The organism is Hafnia alvei, from assembly GCF_034424155.1.
GTDB lineage: Bacteria > Pseudomonadota > Gammaproteobacteria > Enterobacterales > Enterobacteriaceae > Hafnia > Hafnia alvei.
The window spans coordinates 134,888-155,059 of record NZ_CP139992.1 but is presented as its reverse complement, the minus strand read 5'-3'; the positions used below and the strand labels follow the sequence as shown (position 1 = coordinate 155,059).

Below are 20,172 nucleotides of genomic sequence, written 5' to 3'. Positions count from 1 at the left end.
AGATAACAACGAGTACGGGGCGAATTGTAGCAGAAACCCAGCGGTGAAATTACACTCCGCGCGTTGGTTCCACCTTCAATGCGTTATACACCGAAGCACGAGAAATCCCCAGCTCATCGGCCACGATTTTCGCCGCGCCTCGCAGTTGTAAAAGACCAGATGTCGCCAGATGACGAATCAATACCTTACGCTGTGGAGCTGAAAGTGCCCGCGGTTGGCTCGACATCGCTGCCGCATAATCTTCGATGGCACGCTTCACATCTTTCGAACCAAAACTACTGCGCAAACTTTCCTGCGTCGGTGCCTGTTCGCTATCTACTGACGTCAATTGCGACAACACGCGCTGAACGGAATCAAGCAGCGAAACATCCATATTCAGGCATAACGCAGCCACGTATTCGCCCTGGCTGTTACGCAAACCTATCGACGTACTTTTTGCCGGCCGACCATCTGGGAATCGATTACCGTAGTTTTGCACCACGTCTGGATACTGAGGATCGCGTATACGTGCCAGCCCCATTTCCGTTGATGGATCGCCGATTTTACGCCCTGAAAGGGGCTGTTCTATCGCCACAATGGAATGTAGAGGATTACAAAGATCGTGCAAAACGACTTCGCAGGTCGGGGCAAACATTTCACCTAATGCCTTAGCAATTTTGGCCCCTTCACGCAGCAATAACTGGTTCTCGCTTAAGGTTTCTATCGGGATCTCTTCATTATTTTTCATATAGCGCTTTCCTTTTTATTTTACTGATCGTATAAAATTATACAAAATGACAAAGCAAATTGCACCCCGAGGAGAAAATAATGCCCCTGTTACCCATGACAGTCAGCGCAGATGATGTGCGTGAGGCTGCAAATATCATTAAAGCAGCAGCGCACCGCACGCCGGTTCTGACCTCTACTCAAGCCAACGCTTTAACCGGCGCAAGCCTGTTTTTTAAGTGTGAAAACTACCAGCGTATTGGCGCATTTAAATTTCGCGGCGCTTATAACGCAATAAGCCATTTGACGCCGGAGCAGAAGAAAAACGGCGTTGTCGCATTCTCTTCAGGGAACCATGCTCAGGCGATGGCGTTAGCAGCTCGTGAGCTCAACGTTCCCGTGACTATCGTAATGCCACACGATGCCCCCGCGGCTAAACTCGCCGCCACACGCGGATACGGTGCCGAAGTCATTATTTACAATCGCCAAACCGAAGATCGTGAAGCGATCGCCGCCGATCTGGCAGCCAAGCGTGGTTTAAGTATTATCCCTCCCTACAACCATCCTCATGTTATTGCTGGCCAAGGTACCTCCGCGCTGGAATTATTCGAAGAGGTTGGCGAACTCGATTTCTTGTTCGTCTGTACCGGCGGCGGCGGGCTGCTTTCTGGATGTGCAATCGCCGCGAAGCATATGGCACCGAACTGCCGTATCTTTGGCGTTGAGCCTGAAGCCGGCAATGACGTGCAGCAATCGCTGCGTACGGGCGAACGCGTGAGTATTGCGGTTCCTAACACCATCGCCGATGGTGCGCAAACCCAATGCGTCGGTGAACTCACCTTCCCAATCATCCGTAATTTCGTTGAGGATATTCTTACCGTGAGCGATCAACAGCTATGCGATCAAATGCGTTTCTTCATGGAAAGAATGAAAATTGTCGTAGAACCAACAGGATGCTTGGCCGCTGCCGCCGCAATGAGTGGCGCCATTGATATTCGCGGTGCACGCGTGGGGATTATTGTCAGCGGAGGCAACGTGGATGCTGAGTCCTATGCTGACTTCCTTAAGCGCGGGAAAAACATACTATGAAAATTGTCCATTCAGATCGGTTACCCACACCCGGTGGACATTATTCACCCGCGATAATTTCAGGCAACAGCCTGTACATCTCTGGGCAGTTACCCATCTCGCTCACAAGCCCACAGCCACAGGGTGAATTAGCTGAACAGGCGCAGACCGTTTTTAACAATATCGACATCCTGTTAGAGACGACCGGAATTAATAAACAGCATCTGGTGAATGTGCAGGTCTATCTCAGTGATGTCGCATTGTGGTCAGAATTTAATCGACTTTATGCACAGTGGATAGGTGATCACCGCCCTGCTCGTACCGTCGTGCCATGTTCTGCGCTGCATTATGGAGCACTGCTGGAGATGAGCGCCATTGCGGAAATAGCCCTAGGCTGAGTACACTAGGGAAAATTTCTCTAATGCCTTCATCTGGAGTATCCCCGATGGCTAAAAACGCGGCAGCATTGCATATCCTTGTAAAGGAAGAAAAACAGGCTCTGGATCTTCTTGAGCAGCTCAAAAACGGCGGCGATTTCGAGAAGCTGGCCAAGAAGCATTCAATCTGCCCGTCGGGCAAAAAAGGCGGTCATTTGGGTGAATTCCGTCAGGGCCAGATGGTTCCTGCGTTCGATAAAGTGGTGTTCTCCTGCCCGCTGCTAGAGCCTTATGGCCCGCTGCATACCCAGTTTGGCTACCACATCATCAAAGTGCTTTATCGTAGCTAGTTTAGATGTAAGCAATAAAAAAGGCGCCTAGGCGCCTTTTTTGCTATTTTTTTGCTATATCGCAAAATTAACCCGCAACGGCAATGCGCTTCATATCTTTCATGTAGCCACGCAGTTTATGGCCCACAGCTTCAATTGGATGATTGCGAATCGCTTCGTTCACATCGCGCAGTTGGGCATTATCCACCGCCGTTGTTGTGCCAGCTGCTTTGCCTAAGTCGCCGGTTTGCAGAGAAGCCATGAATTTCTCTTTCAGCAAAGGCACTGCCGCGTTAGCAAACAGATAGTTACCGTATTCCGCAGTATCAGAGATAACCACGTTCATTTCATACAGACGTTTACGCGCAATGGTATTCGCGATCAGCGGCAGCTCGTGCAGCGATTCGTAATAAGCAGACTCTTCAATGATGCCGGAAGCCACCATGGTTTCAAACGCCAGCTCAACGCCTGCTTTTACCATCGCAATCATCAGAACACCTTGGTCGAAGTAATCCTGCTCGGCAATTTTGCCTTCAAACTGCGGCGCAGTTTCAAACGCAGTTTTGCCGGTTTCTTCGCGCCAGGTCAGCAGTTTGATATCGTCTTCAGCCCAGTCAGCCATCATGCCACCCGAAAACGCGCCAGAAATGATGTCATCCATATGTTTTTGGAACAGCGGAGCCATAATTTCTTTCAGTTGCTCTGACAGTGCGTATGCGCGCAGCTTCGCAGGGTTAGATAAACGATCCATCATCAGCGTGATACCACCCTGTTTCAGCGCTTCGGTAATGGTTTCCCAGCCGAACTGAACCAGTTTTTCGGCATAAGCAGGTTCAGTACCCTCAGACACCAGCTTATCAAAGCACAGCAGTGAACCCGCTTGTAACATGCCACACAGAATAGTTTGCTCACCCATCAGGTCAGATTTTACTTCTGCCACGAAAGAAGACTCCAGAACACCGGCACGATGACCACCCGTTGCCGCCGCCCACGCTTTGGCTATCGCCATGCCTTCGCCTTTCGGATCGTTTTCTGGGTGAACCGCAATCAGAGTCGGCACACCAAAGCCACGCTTATATTCTTCACGTACTTCAGTGCCCGGACACTTCGGTGCCACCATCACAACGGTGATGTCCTTACGAATTTGCTCGCCAACTTCAACAATGTTGAAACCATGCGAATAGCCCAACGCCGCACCGTCTTTCATCAAAGGCTGAACCGCTTTCACTACCGCAGAATGCTGTTTGTCTGGCGTCAGGTTAACCACCAGATCGGCCTGTGGGATCAACTCTTCGTAGGTGCCTACTTTAAAGCCATTTTCAGTTGCCTTACGCCATGACGCGCGCTTCTCAGCAATCGCCTCAGCACGCAATGCGTAGGCCACATCCAGACCAGAGTCACGCATGTTCAAACCTTGGTTCAAACCCTGCGCACCACAGCCAACGATCACCACTTTTTTACCTTTCAGGTATCCCGCTTCATCGGCAAATTCTTCGCGTCCCATAAAGCGACACTTACCCAGTTGCGCCAACTGCTGACGCAGGTTCAATGTGTTGAAATAATTAGCCATGGTTTGCTCCATTGTTTGGTTGTTTGACGTTGTGTTTTCGCTCAAAGGCGACGTCTGCAAGTTCATTATTTTTTACTTCCCCACCTGTCTATTGGGGAGGTTCTCATCGAGGAGAATGAATCCATCATATGATAGGATTTGTATTGCTTAAATTGATATATTACGAAGATGTCATTGCATTTTTTGCAACGTAATGAGCGGAAATCACCCATGGATCTTCGAGACTTAAAATTATTTCTTCATCTGGCTGACTCGCGCCATTTTGGCCGCACCGCACAGGCGGTGCATGTGAGTCCCTCAACGCTTTCTCGCCAGATACAACGGCTGGAAGATGAACTCGGGCAACCGCTCTTTCTACGCGATAACCGCGATGTACGCCTTACCAGCGCAGGCGAACAGCTCAAAACTTTTGCTCAGCAAACGCTGTTGCAATATCAGCAGTTGCGTAACGCTCTCGGTCAAACGGGCCCTGCATTAACCGGTGAACTGCGTCTGTTCTGCTCGGTGACCGCGGCCTATAGCCATTTACCTTCTGTACTCGATCGCTTCCGAGCGTTGCATCCGCTGGTTGAAATCAAGCTCACAACCGGCGATGCCGCCGACGCCGTTAGCAAAATACAGTCAGACGAAGCCGATCTCGGCATCGCTGGCCGACCAGAAACGCTGCCCACCAGCATTGAGTTCATCAAAATTGGTGAAATACCGCTGCGCTTGATTGCACCCGCGCTTCCCTGTCATGTCCGCACGCTAGCGCTAGTCGAGCAGCCAGACTGGTCGCAAATTCCATTCATCTTGCCGGAACATGGCCCGTCGCGTCAGCGAATAGATCTCTGGTTTCGCAGACAGAAAATCAGCAATCCGCAGATTTACGCTACCGTTTCTGGTCATGAAGCGATTGTATCCATGGTCGCTCTTGGCTGTGGTATCGCCCTGTTACCCGACGTAGTTTTAGATAACAGTCCCGAATCTATTCGCGCACGTATTACCGAACTCGATCATGTGGCGATGGTGGCACCTTTTGAACTCGGCGTTTGTGTGCAGAAAAAACGCCTAGAGGAACCGCTCATTCATGCGTTCTGGCAGCTGTTATAGCCACCAGAACGCAATCGCCAATTAGCCTTTTAAGAAGAAACGAAACGCCGAATTATCGGTTTCATCGTGGCATTCATAGCCCAGTTCATGTAGGCGCGATTCGAAATTCGGATCGCTGTCTGCACGTTCAAACGCAGCAAGAACACGCCCAAAATCCGTACCATGGCTACGGTAGTGGAAAAGAGAAATATTCCAATGGGTACCTAAGGTGCTTAAAAACTTCAGCAGTGCGCCCGGCGATTCAGGAAATTCAAAGCTATAAAGACGCTCTTGTAGCGGCTTAGACGGACGGCCTCCGACCATATAGCGCACGTGCAGCTTCGCCATTTCATCGTCGGAAAGGTCTACAACCTGATACCCACCGTCTTGCAGCAGCGTCAAAATTTCCTGGCGCTCTGCCAAACCACGCGTTAAGCGTACGCCAACAAAAATGCAGGCGTTATCCGCATCGGCGTAGCGGTAGTTAAACTCCGTTACCGCACGTCCACCCAACAGCTGACAGAATTTGAGGAAACTCCCCTGCTGCTCAGGAATGGTAACGGCCAACAGTGCTTCCCGCTGTTCACCTAATTCACAGCGCTCAGAGACATAACGTAAACCGTGGAAATTAAGATTCGCCCCAGACAGCACATGGGCCAAGCGTTCGCCCTGAATCTGATGCTGTTGAACATACTTTTTCAGCCCTGCCAGCGCCAAAGCACCAGAGGGTTCTGCAACCGCACGCACATCTTCGAAAAGATCTTTTACCGCAGCGCAGATCGCATCACTATCCACGGTGATCACATCATCTAGATATTCACGGCACAGGCGGAAAGTCTCATCGCCGATGCGCTTAACCGCCACGCCTTCGGCAAATAGCCCGACGCGAGCTAAATCCACTGGATGACCGGCATCCAGCGCGGCACGTAGACAGGCAGAATCTTCCGCCTCAACGCCGATCACTTTGATCTGTGGCATCAGTTGCTTGATCAGCACAGCCACGCCAGCGGCTAAGCCACCGCCGCCGACGGGAACAAATACGCGATCCAGATGGGCATCCTGCTGCAATAACTCCATGGCCAAAGTGCCTTGGCCAGCAATAACCGCAGGATGGTCAAAAGGAGGAACAAAAGTGAGGTTTCTGGTTTTGGCTAATTCAATGGCATAGGCTTTGGCTTCGTCAAAGTTCGCACCATACAGCACGGCTTCACCACCAAAACCTCGCACCGCGTCTACTTTAATATCAGCGGTTGAAACCGGCATGACGATGGTAGATTTGATACCTAAACGCGAAGCAGAAAGCGCCACACCTTGTGCATGATTTCCCGCTGATGCCGTCACAACGCCGTGAGATTTTTGCTCTTCATCAAGGCCTGCGATCATCGCGTAGGCACCGCGTAGTTTAAAACTGTGTACGGGCTGGCGATCTTCGCGTTTCACTAAAATGGTATTGCCGACGCGTTCAGACAGTTTCGTCATAGTCTGCAACGGTGTGACCTGTGCAACCTCATAAACCGGCGCACGAAGTACCGCGCGTAGGTATTCAGCCCCGCAGGGCTGGCTGGGAAGCACTTCTTTTTGCATATTGGCTGAGGAAGTCATGATTAGCCCCCCAGCTTAGATTTATCGCGCACAGCGCCACGGTCTGCGCTGGTGGCCAACATCGCATAGGCTCGTAGCGCAAAGGATACCTGACGCTCACGCGCTTTCGGTGTCCATGCGGCATCACCACGCGCCAACTCTTGTTCACGACGACTCGCCAGTTCGCTTTCGGCAACGTCTAATTGAATGCCGCGCTGTGGGATGTTGATATCAATCATGTCACCGTCTTGCACCAACGCGATGATGCCACCGCTCGCCGCCTCTGGCGAAACGTGCCCAATCGACAAACCCGATGTGCCGCCAGAGAAACGACCATCGGTGATCAGCGCGCAGCTTTTACCCAATCCCATCGATTTTAGATAGGTGGTTGGATACAACATTTCTTGCATCCCAGGGCCGCCTTTTGGGCCTTCGTAGCGAATAACTACCACGTCACCCGCCACCACTTTACCGCCCAGAATAGCGTCTACCGCCGCATCTTGGCTTTCATATACTTTTGCTGGGCCACGGAAAATCAGGCTCTCTTTTTCCACACCGGCGGTTTTTACGATGCAGCCATCTTCCGCGATATTGCCATATAGCACGGCTAATCCACCGTCTTGGCTATAGGCAAATTCACGGGTTCGGATACAGCCCTCTTGGCGGTCAGTATCCAGAGAATCCCAGCGGCATTCCTGCGAGAACGCTTTGGTGGTACGGACACCCGCAGGCCCTGCGGTATACATCTTTTTGACGCTTTCATCTTCTGTGACCATGACGTCATAGGCAGCCAGCGTTTCAGGCAGTGTCATCCCCAGAACGTTGTTCACTTCGCGATTTAACAGCCCCGCACGATCCAACTCACCCAAAATACCGATCACACCGCCTGCGCGATGCACATCCTCCATATGGTATTTCTGCGTACTTGGCGCCACTTTGCACAGATGAGGAACTTTACGCGACAGGCGGTCAATGTCCGTCATGGTGAAATCAACTTCACCTTCCTGAGCCGAAGCCAACAGGTGCAGAACGGTATTGGTGGAGCCGCCCATAGCAATGTCTAACGTCATCGCATTCTCAAATGCCGCTTTGTTAGCGATATTGCGCGGCAGCACGCGGTCGTCATCTTGCTCATAGTAGCGCTTGGTCAGGTCCACAATGCGTTTGCCTGCATTCAGGAACAGATCTTTGCGGTCTGCATGGGTCGCCAGCAGAGAACCATTGCCCGGTTGGGATAGCCCTAACGCTTCGGTTAAACAGTTCATGGAGTTAGCGGTAAACATCCCAGAGCAGGAGCCGCAGGTTGGGCACGCAGAGCGCTCAATTTGCTCGCTGTCTGCATCCGACACGTTCGGGTTAGCACCCTGAATCATGGCATCCACCAGATCCAGTTTAATGATCTGATCAGATAATTTGGTTTTACCCGCTTCCATCGGGCCACCGGAAACAAAGATCACCGGAATATTCAAACGCAGAGATGCCATCAGCATCCCGGGGGTGATTTTGTCGCAGTTGGAAATACACACCATGGCATCAGCACAGTGCGCATTGACCATATATTCTACGGAGTCCGCAATGAGCTCACGGGAAGGCAGGGAATACAGCATCCCGCCGTGCCCCATGGCAATACCGTCATCCACCGCAATGGTATTGAATTCTTTGGCTACGCCGCCAGAAGCCTCGATCTGCTCTGCAACCAGTTTGCCCAGATCGCGCAGATGAACATGGCCCGGCACGAACTGGGTAAACGAGTTAACCACGGCAATAATCGGCTTACCGAAATCCGCGTCTGTCATTCCCGTTGCTCGCCATAATGCGCGAGCGCCCGCCATATTACGGCCATGTGTGGTTGTTGAGGAACGATACTTTGGCATGCTTAATTCACTCCAGCGTAAGCCTGTGTTCAGGCTTTTATCTATTTATGCGGGCGGGAACGAACCGCCCGACTTGTCCTCGTCCTACTTCAAGCTGCATGTGTGATGATTGTCTGCAACTCGACGTATTCCGAGGTTATTTTTTGGTAAATACCCTGTCTGTCGCTTCAATTACTTCGCGTTGACTAAATCCAACCAGCCCCACTGATCTTCAGTTTTGCCAGTGAACAGGCCGAAGAACGCTTCTTGAATCTGTTTGGTGATTGGGCCACAGCGGCCAATACCCACCTGAATGCCGTCAACGCTACGTACCGGCGTAATTTCCGCTGCGGTACCAGACATAAAGACTTCGTCTGCCAGATACAGAGATTCACGTGACATCACCTGCTCACGAATTTCAAAACCGGCGTTTTTCGCCAGCTTGATGATCGCATCACGCGTAATACCCGGCAGTGCCGCCGACGTAAATGGCGGAGTGAAAATCACACCGTCTTTCACCATAAATAAGTTTTCACCTGCACCTTCAGACACATAACCATGAACATCCAGAGCAATACCTTCCTGATAGCCATGGCGACGTGCTTCAGAACCCACCAGCAGAGAAGAAAGATAGTTACCACCGGCTTTTGCCGCCGTTGGGATCGTATTCGGCGCGGCGCGATTCCATGAAGAAACCTGTGCATCGATGCCCTGATCCAGCGCATCAGCACCCAGATAAGCGCCCCATGGGAATGCGGCGATAATCACATCGGTGTTGTAGCCTTCAGGTGGATTTACGCCCATACCCACATCACCCACGAAGACCAATGGACGAATATAGGCGCTGGTCAGATTGTTTTTGCGCAGAGTTTCGCGGCAGGCCTCCATCAGCTCATCGACGCTGTAGGAGACAGGCATACGGTAAATTTTGGCGGAGTCGCGCAGACGCTGCATATGTTCGCGGTGGCGGAAAACTGCAGGGCCGTTATTGGTGTCATAGCAGCGCACGCCTTCGAACACGGAAGTCCCGTAATGCAGCGCATGAGACATAACGTGCACTTTAGCCTCTGCCCATGGAACCATCTCGCCATTGAACCAAATGTAATCCGCTTTCTTCGTGGTCATTCTTTTTTCCTTGTTGCGTCTGATGCGCGATATTTAATTAATATTATTCGTTTCTAGTGCCAGCGTAGGCCGCTAACCGGCCGCTTGTTGGTGAGCCGCATGCGGCTGCACTTCAACGCAAGCAACATCCATCAATTTACTCAACTGCGATGAAAGCAGGTTGATTGGACGCTGGCTAGACACCGTTAGTTCAATGTTCACACTGTCTGAATCCAACATCTGAGCCATATTCATAGCACAAACTTGGAAGCCACGGTGACGGATAACGCGGAGTACCCGCTCTAAAACCTCTGGGCGGAAACGTGCCTGAATCGCCAATTGATGTTGCAAGGATGTTAACTGCATCATGATATTTTCTCCATCATAGATTCATTGCCTGCGCCCGGCGGAACTAAAGGCCAGACATTCTCTAATTCGTCGATGGAGACATGGAGCAGGTACGGACCTTCGCTGTTTAACAGCGCATCCAGTGCGGCGTCGACTTGATCTTTACGGGTAATACGCTGGCCTGCGATACCAAAAGCGCTGGCCAGCATTAAGAAATCAGGATTATCGGATAAGTTGGTTTCGCTATAGCGCCCGTCAAAAAACAGCTGCTGCCATTGACGCACCATGCCTAAGCGCTGGTTATCCAGCAGGACTATTTTTACCGGCAGTTTTTTACGTTTGATGGTGCCTAATTCCTGCACGTTCATCATGAAAGAGCCATCGCCTGAGACACAGATGACCATATCGTCTGGGCGCGCCATTTGCGCACCGACGGCCGCCGGGACGCCAAATCCCATGGTGCCTAAACCGCTCGAGGTGATGAAATTTTCTGGGCGAGTAAACTGCATATGCTGTGCAGTCCACATTTGGTGCTGGCCTACATCAGTTGTTACAACCGCGCTGGCGGGTTTACGATCAGATAACTGTTTCAGAAACAACGGGGCATAAATAGCCTGACCGGGGTGATCGTAGCGCCACGGATGCTCGGCCTTCAGACCTATAACGTCATACTGCCATTCTCCAATGCTCAACGGCTGACTCAGCGCTGGCAGCATATGATTTAAATCACCGCACAGCTCTATGTGGGCCTGACGCAGCTTGCTCATCTCAGCAGGGTCGATATCCATATGAATAACTTTGGCATGAGGTGCAAAAGCGTTCAGCTTGCCGGTCACCCGATCGTCAAAACGTGCCCCCACGGCAATCAGCAAATCGCATTGCTGCACCGCCAGATTAGCAGCCTTGGTGCCGTGCATGCCTAACATCCCTAAATAGCATGGATGAGTGGCATCCGGTGCTCCCAGGCCCTTTAACGTGGCTACAGTAGGGATGCCGGTTGCATTAACGAATTCGCGCAATGCAGGAACAGCCTGCGCCATCCCCACGCCACCGCCGGCATACAACATCGGTTTTTTAGCCTGAGCTAACAATTCACGCGCCTGCATTAAGCCGGTTTCACAGGCGGGCATGACTTCGGTAACGGCAGACAAATGCGCAGCCAACTCACCTTCGGCCAGTTGAATATCTTTAGGGATATCAATTAAGACCGGGCCCGGACGCCCCCCCATCGCAACGGCAAAAGCTTCAGCCATGATACCGGGCAAAGCATCCAGCGACTCAACTAAAAAGCTGTGCTTGGTACATGCCAATGACAGCCCTAAAACATCAATTTCTTGAAAAGCATCGGTACCAATCAGAGCAGAACCGACTTGGCCTGTGATGGCGACAACGGGAACAGAATCCAGCATGGCATCCGCTAAACCCGTAATCAGGTTGGTTGCACCCGGGCCTGAAGTTGCAATACACACTCCTGGTTTGCCCGTAGCGCGGGCATAACCAATGGCAGCGATCACCGCGCCTTGCTCATGGCGACACAGTAGGTGTTCCACACCACCGTCATACAACGCATCGTATACCGGCATGATTGCACCGCCAGGGTAGCCGAAAACTTTATCAACACCCTGTGCACGCAACGCTTGTACTACCCACTGTGCTCCATTCATAGCTTAATTCCCCGCCCTTTTACTGGGACAACAGGATTTTATTCTGTTAGCCATTTGCTGTTCCCCATCACTTTTTCATTGCGAAAAAAAACCCCCGGACCTTTCGGTGCGGGGGTTCTCGTTTGATTCAGGCCTGATTTTTAAGCCTTTCTTCGTCCAAGTGCTGCCCCGCACGGTGGGATAATAATCACCACCACACTAATCACGACGAGGCTGAGTACTTGGACGAGAGTTTTCATAAATAGTTTTTTCTGTTGCCTTCTGAGCTAATGCTTAAAGAGTTATCACAGTTCTTTGCCGTCTGACAATAATTTTTTTGCGTAACCAATAAGCAAAAACGGCTCAAATCGCGTCCAATATCATGATTTAACATCATTTTATTGAGGTTTCTTCGGCCGAAATTTTTCTCCCTAAAGAGGCGCCTCGAGTATCTCGACCAAAAGAAATCAGCACAATGATTGCCACTGCAACACTGCCCGCAATAATCGCCATCGCCAAACCATAGTTCTGCCCATGGCTTTCAGCAATCGTCGCCTGAAGCGTCGCGTTCACCGAAGCAATCAGGTTACCCAGTTGATATACAAACCCCGGTAACACCGCGCGTGTATTAGCGGGAACCAGCTCATTAAGGTAAGTAGGAATAACGCCCCAAGCCCCTTGCACCATGAACTGCATTAGGAATGCGCCAATGCCTAGCATGAGCGAGCCCCCAGAGAACGCCCACAGCGGGATAACAGGTAAGGCCAGCGCCGCCGCAATAATAATCGCCTTTTTACGGCCAATTTTTTCCGACAACACGCCAAAGAACACACCACCGATAATTGATGCGATATTGTAGCTAATAGCGATGATACTGACGGTTTTAGGATCGAAACCATGCTGAATTTTCAAAAACGCCGGATACATATCCTGAGTACCGTGGCTGAAGAAATTGAACGCAGCCATCAACAAAACGAGGTAAATACAAAGCTTCCAGTGGCTCTTCAAAACGGGGAGAAGCGCAGTGCTTTCTTTGCGCTCACGAGCAGCCAGCCAAACCGGTGATTCGGGTACTTTAAAGTAAATAAATGGCAATAAAATAATCGGGATAGCGCCAATCACAAACAGGCCACGCCAGCCGACAATTTCAAACAGCGAGCCGTATACCACCGCAGCTAGGAGATAGCCGAAGGGGTAACCTGCCTGAAATATCCCTGACATTAATCCACGTGAGCGGTCTGGTATGGTCTCCATTGCCAAAGATGATGCAACGCCCCAGATCCCCCCCATCGCCACGCCATACAGCACTCTGAGCACTAAGAACATGGTCAGAGATGGCGCTGCAGCGGAGAGCAACTCGAAGATCGAAAAGAAGAGGATATTGACCATCAAGATTGGCCGACGGCCGTACTTCTCGGCCGCTCGCCCAAACAGCAATGCACCGATAGGCCGCACGGCTAGCGTGAGCAAGATCGCCAACGTGACCTCTTCCATACCAACGTTAAACGCCTTGGCGATATCACTGAGTAAAAATACGAGGATGAAAAAATCAAAAGCATCGAGCGTCCAACTAAGAAAGCTCGCAATAGCAACGTTACGCTGCTGGCTTGACCAACCAAACATAATGAATTCCCTACCGTAGAGTATGAGGCGTTTTTATTAGCATTTTTATTAGTGACGACTGCACAGCCTGTTATTTGTTATGCAGAATGTCATTTTGTATTACTAATGTTAAATATAACCCTCTCGGCGGCAGGGCCAAAATAATTAGCATGCTATCTTTGTTAAATATTGTATGTGAAATGTTAATTTTTGTTGCCAACACCAAACCTGGCTCGCAGTTTCAAGTCGACTACATTATGCAAGACACTGAAATGCTGGAATCAATAACACAAAGTCAGTATCTCGTTCTGACGCCACTCCGCTATTCGCCACATGATGCTCTTCAACATGGAGGTGACTATGTCAGTGGCGATGATTAATACCCGTGCAGCAATCGGCGTGCAGGCACCCGCCGTGAGCGTTGAAGCACACATCAGTACCGGACTTCCCGGTTTTACATTAGTAGGTTTGCCTGAGGCGACCGTGAAAGAGGCTAAAGACCGCGTAAGAAGCGCCATCATAAATTGCGGTTTTACTTTCCCGGCAAAACGTATCACGGTGAATTTGGCTCCCGCAGATCTTCCCAAAGAGGGCGGTCGCTACGATCTTCCCATTGCAATCGCCATTTTGATTGCTTCTGAGCAGCTTAGCGCGACTTCTGTGGAAGGATTAGAGTTACTCGGTGAATTGGGCCTTTCAGGCGCACTACGGCGCATTCAGGGCGCTATACCAGCAGCTATGGCCGCACAGCATCATCAGCGTAAATTAATCGCACCAGAGGAAAATGAGGAAGAGCTTGGCCTGCTTGGAGAACAACAGCCCCATCTCATTGCCAATCATCTTCTTCAGGTTTGTGATTATCTCAGCGGTGAATCACCGCTTCTACCACCGAAGGTCTCTCAGCTATCCTCCCAATCTCCCAACACAAAGGATATGCGGGATATTATTGGCCAAGAACAGGCACGAAGAGCTTTAGAAATCGCCGCCACAGGCGGCCACAACTTATTGTTATTGGGGCCACCCGGCACAGGGAAAACTATGTTAGCCAGCCGCCTTAATAGCATATTGCCACCGTTAACCACCGAAGAGGCTTTAGAGAGTGCGGCGGTCGCTAGTTTGGTACATCAATCAACCACGGGGCAATCTTGTTACCAGCGGCCATTTAGAACCCCACATCACAGTGCTTCAATGGCAGCACTCATTGGAGGTGGGTCTTTGCCAAGACCCGGAGAGATTTCTCTGGCACATAACGGGGTATTATTTTTGGATGAACTGCCCGAGTTTGAACGGCGAGTGTTGGATGCTCTGCGCGAACCGCTTGAGTCTGGCGAAGCATGTATTTCTAGGGCACTGGCAAAAGTCACTTTCCCTGCAAGGGTACAATTAGTTGCTGCTATGAATCCAAGTCCGACAGGACATTACAAAGGCATTCATGCTCGTACACCACCACAGCAGATACTCAAATATCTATCCCGCTTATCAGGCCCATTTTTAGATCGTTTTGACCTCTCTATTGAAGTGCCATTGTTACCCGCAGGCGTTCTTAGCATTCAAAAACGCGTTGGAGAAAGCAGCGAGGTTATTCGCCAACGAGTCTGTTTAGCACGAGAAAAACAGTATCAACGATCGGGAAAGCTCAACGCACACTTGGCAGGCAAAGAGATGGATAGGGTATGCTCACTATCTCAAGAAGATGCGGCATTTCTGGAACAAGCGCTAGAGAAGATGGGATTATCGGTTAGGGCTTGGCATCGAATACTAAAAGTTGCTCGTTCTATTGCAGATCTTGCACAAAGTGACAACATCAGCCGAATTCATATTGCAGAGGCACTCAGCTATCGCTCAATGGATCGTTTAATCCAACATCTCCATCAGGCACTGCAATAAAAAACGGGGCCAAAGGCCCCGAGTTTTTAGTCATCACTGTCAGTGTATTCTTCCACCGTATCCATCTGCGGTTTACCGCCGGACAAGGTGTGGAAACGCTTAGGACGACGAATGCGTGCAATATACTTCGACCAAATCTTCTCTGCTTCTGTCGCAGGCTGACGTTCGCCACGGCATACAGCAACAAAGAGTTGTTCTTCTTCAGTTTGTGGCTCACGAGTCCCTAAATCGAGCTCGTTAAACGCATAACCAAAACGCTCAAGAACCTGAGCTTCTTTAATTGTGAAATCGCCGTGACGTGAAAAACCACGAGGATAATGTTTATTGTCAAAAAAACGATGATTGGTACTGAAGCTTTCCGCCATCTGACACACTCCTAAATTTTCTTATTGCTGTACCACTTATGGCGCGGAGTATTAGTTAGGCTTGACAACGTGTAAAACAAAACATTTAAATCATCATGATTAATATTTTTATTGGAGAGACAGTGGATAGCGAATTACTAAAAACCTTCTTAGAAGTGAGCAGAACAAGACACTTTGGCAAAGCCGCTGAAACGCTTTATCTAACACAATCAGCGGTTAGCTTCCGTATTCGTCAGCTTGAAACACAAGTTGGTGCCGATCTTTTCACTCGCCACCGCAATAATATCCAGCTAACCGAGGCAGGAGAACGTCTGGTTCCGTACGCAGAAAAACTGATGGAAACATGGCTATTGGCTAAAAAAGAAGTTCTTAAGAGCCGACAGCACAAAGAATTATCGATTGGTGCTCCAGCAATGATGTGGGAATCGCTGCTTATCTCATGGCTAGCAGGCGTCTATAAGCATAAACCTGAACTCTTGCTTGAAGCTCGTATTGGACAAAGACATACCCATGTTAGACAGCTGCATGAACGCCATCTGGACCTACTGATAACAACAGAGGTCCCAAAGATGGAGGAGCTATCAACAGAAAAAGTCGGCGAGTTCACACTGCAACTTCTTACATCCGCAGGAGAAGGAGCAACCGATGACCTTCCCTATATTCGCTTAGAGTGGGGGGCGGATTTTGCCCGTTTTGATGAACAGCTTACTAGCAACAATAATCCCCCAATGTTAACGACCAGCTCAATCGCGCTTGCCGAACAGGTCATGATCCAAGCAGGAGGAAGAGCATTTTTCCCAGCACATTGGCATCCGAATCACTTCCAAGTTGATAGCTCTCAGGAAGCCCTAACGCGGCCAATTTACGCCGTATGGCTCCACAACAGTGACAGGAAAGAGGAGATTAAGTATTTAACGCAGTCGTTGATAAATTATCATCTAGAGCAGCCAAAGTCATTTTTGGCATTGTAGAGCGTCAATGTTGGGGGTGATAGTATGAAATTGCCCCAACAACTTAGAACATTTAGGTAGGTATTTTGGAAAACCGCTGAAGGGTAAGTCTTAATTTTAAGTTTTTTCTGCGCTAAAACGCAAAAAAGCCCTCCGCAAGCGGAAGGCTATTTGTATGGCAGGGGCGGAGAGACTCGAACTCGCGACACCCGGTTTTGGAGACCGGTGCTCTACCAACTGAGCTACGCCCCTAAAGAACGCTTACTATTACCCCTGCGTTCAAGCAGGCATAACATAAATAAGTGGCGGAACGGACGGGGCTCGAACCCGCGACCCCCTGCGTGACAGGCAGGTATTCTAACCAACTGAACTACCGCTCCACCGATTCTTTCTCTCACATCAGCATTCGTCTGATGTCAGTTTGTTCCTGCTATTTTCCGTGTCAAAGGAAAAGGAACGAATTTAAAGCCTGGCAGTTCCCTACTCTCGCATGGGGAGACCCCACACTACCATCGGCGCTACGGCGTTTCACTTCTGAGTTCGGCATGGGGTCAGGTGGGACCACCGCGCTATCGCCGCCAGGCATATTCTGTTAATTAACCCGTGCTCCGTATCTCTACAGCTCACCAGTCAATCCAATCTGTTCAACAAGCTTACTCTTTGTGTTTTCGCGTCTCTGCGTCTTAAAACACCTTCGGTGTTGTAAGGTTAAGCCTCACGGATCATTAGTACTGGTTAGCTCAACGTATCGCTACGCTTACACACCCAGCCTATCAACGTCTTAGTCTTAAACGTTCCTTTAGGAGACTCAAGGTCTCAGGGAAGACTCATCTCGAGGCAAGTTTCGCGCTTAGATGCTTTCAGCGCTTATCTTTTCCGCATTTAGCTACCGGGCAATGCCATTGGCATGACAACCCGAACACCAGTGATGCGTCCACTCCGGTCCTCTCGTACTAGGAGCAGCCCCTCTCAATCTTCCAACGCCCACGGCAGATAGGGACCGAACTGTCTCACGACGTTCTAAACCCAGCTCGCGTACCACTTTAAATGGCGAACAGCCATACCCTTGGGACCTACTTCAGCCCCAGGATGTGATGAGCCGACATCGAGGTGCCAAACACCGCCGTCGATATGAACTCTTGGGCGGTATCAGCCTGTTATCCCCGGAGTACCTTTTATCCGTTGAGCGATGGCCCTTCCATTCAGAACCACCGGATCACTATGACCTACTTTCGTACCTGCTCGAGCCGTCACTCTCGCAGTCAAGCTAGCTTATGCCATTGCACTAACCTCACGATGTCCGACCGTGATTAGCTAACCTTCGTGCTCCTCCGTTACTCTTTAGGAGGAGACCGCCCCAGTCAAACTACCCACCAGACACTGTCCTCAATCCCGATTAGGGACCGGAGTTAGAACATCAAACATTAAAGGGTGGTATTTCAAGGTTGGCTCCACGCAGACTGGCGTCCACGCTTCAAAGCCTCCCACCTATCCTACACATCAAGGCTCAATGTTCAGTGTCAAGCTATAGTAAAGGTTCACGGGGTCTTTCCGTCTTGCCGCGGGTACACTGCATCTTCACAGCGAGTTCAATTTCACTGAGTCTCGGGTGGAGACAGCCTGGCCATCATTACGCCATTCGTGCAGGTCGGAACTTACCCGACAAGGAATTTCGCTACCTTAGGACCGTTATAGTTACGGCCGCCGTTTACTGGGGCTTCGATCAAGAGCTTCGCCTTGCGGCTGACCCCATCAATTAACCTTCCAGCACCGGGCAGGCGTCACACCGTATACGTCCACTTTCGTGTTTGCACAGTGCTGTGTTTTTATTAAACAGTTGCAGCCAGCTGGTATCTTCGACTGGCTTCAGCTCCATCCGCAAGGGACTTCACCTACGCGCCAGCGTGCCTTCTCCCGAAGTTACGGCACCATTTTGCCTAGTTCCTTCACCCGAGTTCTCTCAAGCGCCTTGGTATTCTCTACCTGACCACCTGTGTCGGTTTGGGGTACGATTCAATGTTACCTAGAGCTTAGAGGCTTTTCCTGGAAGCTTGGCATCAACTACTTCATCACCGTAGTGACTCGTCATCACGCCTCAGGGTTAATAAAAGCGCGGATTTACCAACGCTTTCCCCCTACACGCTTAAACCGGGACAACCGTCGCCCGGATAGCCTAGCCTTCTCCGTCCCCCCTTCGCAGTAACACCGAGTACAGGAATATTAACCTGTTTCCCATCGACTACGCCTTTCGGCCTCGCCTTAGGGGTCGACTCACCCTGCCCCGATTAACGTTGGACAGGAACCCTTGGTCTTCCGGCGAGCGGGTTTTTCACCCGCTTTATCGTTACTTATGTCAGCATTCGCACTTCTGATACCTCCAGCAACCCTCACGAGCCACCTTCAACGGCTTACAGAACGCTCCCCTACCCAACAACACCTAAGTGTCGCTGCCGCAGCTTCGGTGCATAGTTTAGCCCCGTTACATCTTCCGCGCAGGCCGACTCGACCAGTGAGCTATTACGCTTTCTTTAAATGATGGCTGCTTCTAAGCCAACATCCTGGCTGTCTATGCCTTCCCACATCGTTTCCCACTTAACTATGACTTTGGGACCTTAGCTGGCGGTCTGGGTTGTTTCCCTCTTCACGACGGACGTTAGCACCCGCCGTGTGTCTCCCGTGATAACATTCTTCGGTATTCGTAGTTTGCATCGAGTTGGTAAGTCGGGATGACCCCCTAGTCGAAACAGTGCTCTACCCCCGAAGATGAGTTCACGAGGCGCTACCTAAATAGCTTTCGGGGAGAACCAGCTATCTCCCGGTTTGATTGGCCTTTCACCCCCAGCCACAAGTCATCCGCTAATTTTTCAACATTAGTCGGTTCGGTCCTCCAGTTAGTGTTACCCAACCTTCAACCTGCCCATGGCTAGATCACCGGGTTTCGGGTCTATACCTTGCAACTTGACGCCCAGTTAAGACTCGGTTTCCCTACGGCTCCCCTATTCGGTTAACCTTGCTACAAAATATAAGTCGCTGACCCATTATACAAAAGGTACGCAGTCACCCCATAAAAGAGGCTCCCACTGCTTGTACGTACACGGTTTCAGGTTCTATTTCACTCCCCTCGCCGGGGTTCTTTTCGCCTTTCCCTCACGGTACTGGTTCACTATCGGTCAGTCAGGAGTATTTAGCCTTGGAGGATGGTCCCCCCATATTCAGACAGGATGTCACGTGTCCCGCCCTACTCATCGAACTCACAACGTATGCATTTTCAAGTACGGGGCTATCACCCTGTATCGCCGGACTTTCCAGACCGTTCCTCTGACACATACGCTGATTAAGGTTCTGGGCTGCTCCCCGTTCGCTCGCCGCTACTAGGGGAATCTCGGTTGATTTCTTTTCCTCAGGGTACTTAGATGTTTCAGTTCCCCTGGTTCGCTTCGTTAAGCTATGTATTCACTTAACGATAGTGTGACGAATCACACTGGGTTTCCCCATTCGGAAATCGTCGGTTATAACGCTTCATATCAGCTTACCGACGCTTATCGCAGATTAGCACGTCCTTCATCGCCTCTGACTGCCTAGGCATCCACCGTGTACGCTTAGTCACTTAACCTCACAACCCGAAGGTGTCTTTTTAGTGAACGCGGTTACGAACCGGTTCAAGACAGCATTCAAGATTGCAAAAAATTGAGAGACTGCTTAATGCAAACTGTGTCAGT

The 20,172-nt window shown here is 50.4% G+C and carries 16 protein-coding genes, 2 tRNA genes and 2 rRNA genes; 6 read left to right on the top strand and 14 right to left on the bottom strand.

Translation table 11 applies throughout. The features are described from left to right. Positions 1–49: 49 nt before the first annotated feature. A complete protein-coding gene (locus U0008_RS00735; RefSeq protein WP_046360330.1) occupies positions 50–727 on the bottom strand; it encodes a helix-turn-helix transcriptional regulator in 678 nt (225 codons plus the stop codon). A gap of 80 nt (positions 728–807) precedes the next feature. On the opposite strand from U0008_RS00735, the gene U0008_RS00730 reads away from it, so the two are divergent. The 3 genes from U0008_RS00730 to ppiC are packed head-to-tail and all read left to right on the top strand — an operon-like array spanning position 808 to position 2,500. Next, complete coding sequence (locus U0008_RS00730; RefSeq protein WP_043490191.1) at positions 808–1,794, top strand: threo-3-hydroxy-L-aspartate ammonia-lyase; 987 nt, start codon at positions 808–810, stop codon at positions 1,792–1,794. Then, positions 1,791–2,171 carry a RidA family protein gene (locus U0008_RS00725; RefSeq protein WP_043490189.1) on the top strand — a complete coding sequence of 127 codons (381 nt, stop codon included), beginning with the start codon at positions 1,791–1,793 and terminating at the stop codon, positions 2,169–2,171. The genes U0008_RS00730 and U0008_RS00725 overlap by 4 nt, the downstream gene beginning before the upstream one ends. 47 nt (positions 2,172–2,218) lie before the next feature. After that, positions 2,219–2,500, top strand: coding sequence for a peptidylprolyl isomerase PpiC (ppiC, locus tag U0008_RS00720; RefSeq protein ID WP_043490186.1), 282 nt, complete (start codon positions 2,219–2,221; stop codon positions 2,498–2,500). A 67-nt stretch (positions 2,501–2,567) separates the two neighbouring features. Here ppiC and ilvC read toward each other — a convergent pair whose 3' ends face one another. After that, on the bottom strand, positions 2,568–4,049 hold the full coding sequence (gene ilvC, locus U0008_RS00715; RefSeq protein ID WP_025802079.1) for a ketol-acid reductoisomerase: 1,482 nt from the start codon (positions 4,047–4,049) through the stop codon (positions 2,568–2,570). Positions 4,050–4,259: 210 nt separating this feature from the next. Between ilvC and ilvY the strand changes: the two genes are divergently transcribed. Next, positions 4,260–5,141 carry an HTH-type transcriptional activator IlvY gene (ilvY, locus tag U0008_RS00710; RefSeq protein ID WP_043490184.1) on the top strand — a complete coding sequence of 294 codons (882 nt, stop codon included), beginning with the start codon at positions 4,260–4,262 and terminating at the stop codon, positions 5,139–5,141. A gap of 21 nt (positions 5,142–5,162) precedes the next feature. Here ilvY and ilvA read toward each other — a convergent pair whose 3' ends face one another. The 7 genes from ilvA to U0008_RS00675 all read right to left on the bottom strand — a co-directional run bounded on the left by ilvA (position 5,163) and on the right by U0008_RS00675 (position 13,272). Beyond that, entirely contained in the window at positions 5,163–6,704 is a 1,542-nt protein-coding gene (gene ilvA / locus U0008_RS00705; protein WP_043490258.1) for a threonine ammonia-lyase, biosynthetic, read from the bottom strand. 20 nt (positions 6,705–6,724) lie between these two features. Next, the gene (gene ilvD / locus U0008_RS00700; protein ID WP_043490181.1) at positions 6,725–8,575 is read right to left on the bottom strand and encodes a dihydroxy-acid dehydratase; all 1,851 of its coding nucleotides are present in this window, start codon (positions 8,573–8,575) and stop codon (positions 6,725–6,727) included. Between the two features lie 171 nt (positions 8,576–8,746). Then, complete coding sequence (locus U0008_RS00695) at positions 8,747–9,679, bottom strand: branched-chain amino acid transaminase (RefSeq protein WP_025802071.1); 933 nt, start codon at positions 9,677–9,679, stop codon at positions 8,747–8,749. Between the two features lie 72 nt (positions 9,680–9,751). After that, positions 9,752–10,027, bottom strand: coding sequence for an acetolactate synthase 2 small subunit (gene ilvM / locus U0008_RS00690; protein WP_080723891.1), 276 nt, complete (start codon positions 10,025–10,027; stop codon positions 9,752–9,754). Beyond that, complete coding sequence (gene ilvG, locus U0008_RS00685) at positions 10,024–11,670, bottom strand: acetolactate synthase 2 catalytic subunit (RefSeq protein ID WP_043490178.1); 1,647 nt, start codon at positions 11,668–11,670, stop codon at positions 10,024–10,026. The genes ilvM and ilvG overlap by 4 nt, the downstream gene beginning before the upstream one ends. Positions 11,671–11,810: 140 nt before the next feature. Further along, positions 11,811–11,909, bottom strand: a complete 99-nt coding sequence (gene ilvL, locus U0008_RS00680; protein WP_071778685.1) for an ilv operon leader peptide — start codon at positions 11,907–11,909, stop codon at positions 11,811–11,813. Positions 11,910–12,042: 133 nt separating this feature from the next. After that, on the bottom strand, positions 12,043–13,272 hold the full coding sequence (locus tag U0008_RS00675) for an MFS transporter (protein WP_043490176.1): 1,230 nt from the start codon (positions 13,270–13,272) through the stop codon (positions 12,043–12,045). A 339-nt stretch (positions 13,273–13,611) separates the two neighbouring features. Between U0008_RS00675 and U0008_RS00670 the strand changes: the two genes are divergently transcribed. Beyond that, positions 13,612–15,138 carry a YifB family Mg chelatase-like AAA ATPase gene (locus U0008_RS00670; RefSeq protein ID WP_043490171.1) on the top strand — a complete coding sequence of 509 codons (1,527 nt, stop codon included), beginning with the start codon at positions 13,612–13,614 and terminating at the stop codon, positions 15,136–15,138. 26 nt (positions 15,139–15,164) lie between these two features. On the opposite strand, the gene U0008_RS00665 is transcribed toward U0008_RS00670, so the two are convergent. After that, positions 15,165–15,503 (bottom strand): MaoP family protein, encoded by a 339-nt coding sequence (locus tag U0008_RS00665; RefSeq protein WP_025802063.1) that lies wholly within the window; start codon positions 15,501–15,503, stop codon positions 15,165–15,167. Between the two features lie 122 nt (positions 15,504–15,625). Between U0008_RS00665 and hdfR the strand changes: the two genes are divergently transcribed. Beyond that, complete coding sequence (gene hdfR / locus U0008_RS00660) at positions 15,626–16,474, top strand: HTH-type transcriptional regulator HdfR (protein WP_051874053.1); 849 nt, start codon at positions 15,626–15,628, stop codon at positions 16,472–16,474. A gap of 155 nt (positions 16,475–16,629) precedes the next feature. Here hdfR and U0008_RS00655 read toward each other — a convergent pair. The 4 genes from U0008_RS00655 to U0008_RS00640 form a co-directional block, all read right to left on the bottom strand. After that, positions 16,630–16,705, bottom strand: a tRNA-Trp gene (locus U0008_RS00655). A gap of 51 nt (positions 16,706–16,756) precedes the next feature. Continuing rightward, positions 16,757–16,833 (bottom strand) — tRNA-Asp (locus U0008_RS00650). Between the two features lie 87 nt (positions 16,834–16,920). After that, positions 16,921–17,036, bottom strand: a 5S ribosomal RNA gene (gene rrf / locus U0008_RS00645). A 121-nt stretch (positions 17,037–17,157) separates the two neighbouring features. Further along, positions 17,158–20,066 (bottom strand): 23S ribosomal RNA (locus U0008_RS00640). Positions 20,067–20,172: the final 106 nt, after the last annotated feature.

Coding starts and splice junctions, on each gene's coding strand:
- U0008_RS00670 (WP_043490171.1), top strand. CDS start 13,612: ATGTCAGTGGCGATGATTAATACCCGTGCAGCAATCGGCGTGCAGGCA.
- U0008_RS00735 (WP_046360330.1), bottom strand. CDS start 727: ATGAAAAATAATGAAGAGATCCCGATAGAAACCTTAAGCGAGAACCAG.
- ilvY (WP_043490184.1), top strand. CDS start 4,260: ATGGATCTTCGAGACTTAAAATTATTTCTTCATCTGGCTGACTCGCGC.
- ilvG (WP_043490178.1), bottom strand. CDS start 11,670: ATGAATGGAGCACAGTGGGTAGTACAAGCGTTGCGTGCACAGGGTGTT.
- ilvM (WP_080723891.1), bottom strand. CDS start 10,027: ATGATGCAGTTAACATCCTTGCAACATCAATTGGCGATTCAGGCACGT.
- U0008_RS00695 (WP_025802071.1), bottom strand. CDS start 9,679: ATGACCACGAAGAAAGCGGATTACATTTGGTTCAATGGCGAGATGGTT.
- ilvD (WP_043490181.1), bottom strand. CDS start 8,575: ATGCCAAAGTATCGTTCCTCAACAACCACACATGGCCGTAATATGGCG.
- U0008_RS00730 (WP_043490191.1), top strand. CDS start 808: ATGCCCCTGTTACCCATGACAGTCAGCGCAGATGATGTGCGTGAGGCT.
- U0008_RS00665 (WP_025802063.1), bottom strand. CDS start 15,503: ATGGCGGAAAGCTTCAGTACCAATCATCGTTTTTTTGACAATAAACAT.
- ppiC (WP_043490186.1), top strand. CDS start 2,219: ATGGCTAAAAACGCGGCAGCATTGCATATCCTTGTAAAGGAAGAAAAA.
- ilvA (WP_043490258.1), bottom strand. CDS start 6,704: ATGCAAAAAGAAGTGCTTCCCAGCCAGCCCTGCGGGGCTGAATACCTA.
- ilvL (WP_071778685.1), bottom strand. CDS start 11,909: ATGAAAACTCTCGTCCAAGTACTCAGCCTCGTCGTGATTAGTGTGGTG.
- U0008_RS00725 (WP_043490189.1), top strand. CDS start 1,791: ATGAAAATTGTCCATTCAGATCGGTTACCCACACCCGGTGGACATTAT.
- ilvC (WP_025802079.1), bottom strand. CDS start 4,049: ATGGCTAATTATTTCAACACATTGAACCTGCGTCAGCAGTTGGCGCAA.
- U0008_RS00675 (WP_043490176.1), bottom strand. CDS start 13,272: ATGTTTGGTTGGTCAAGCCAGCAGCGTAACGTTGCTATTGCGAGCTTT.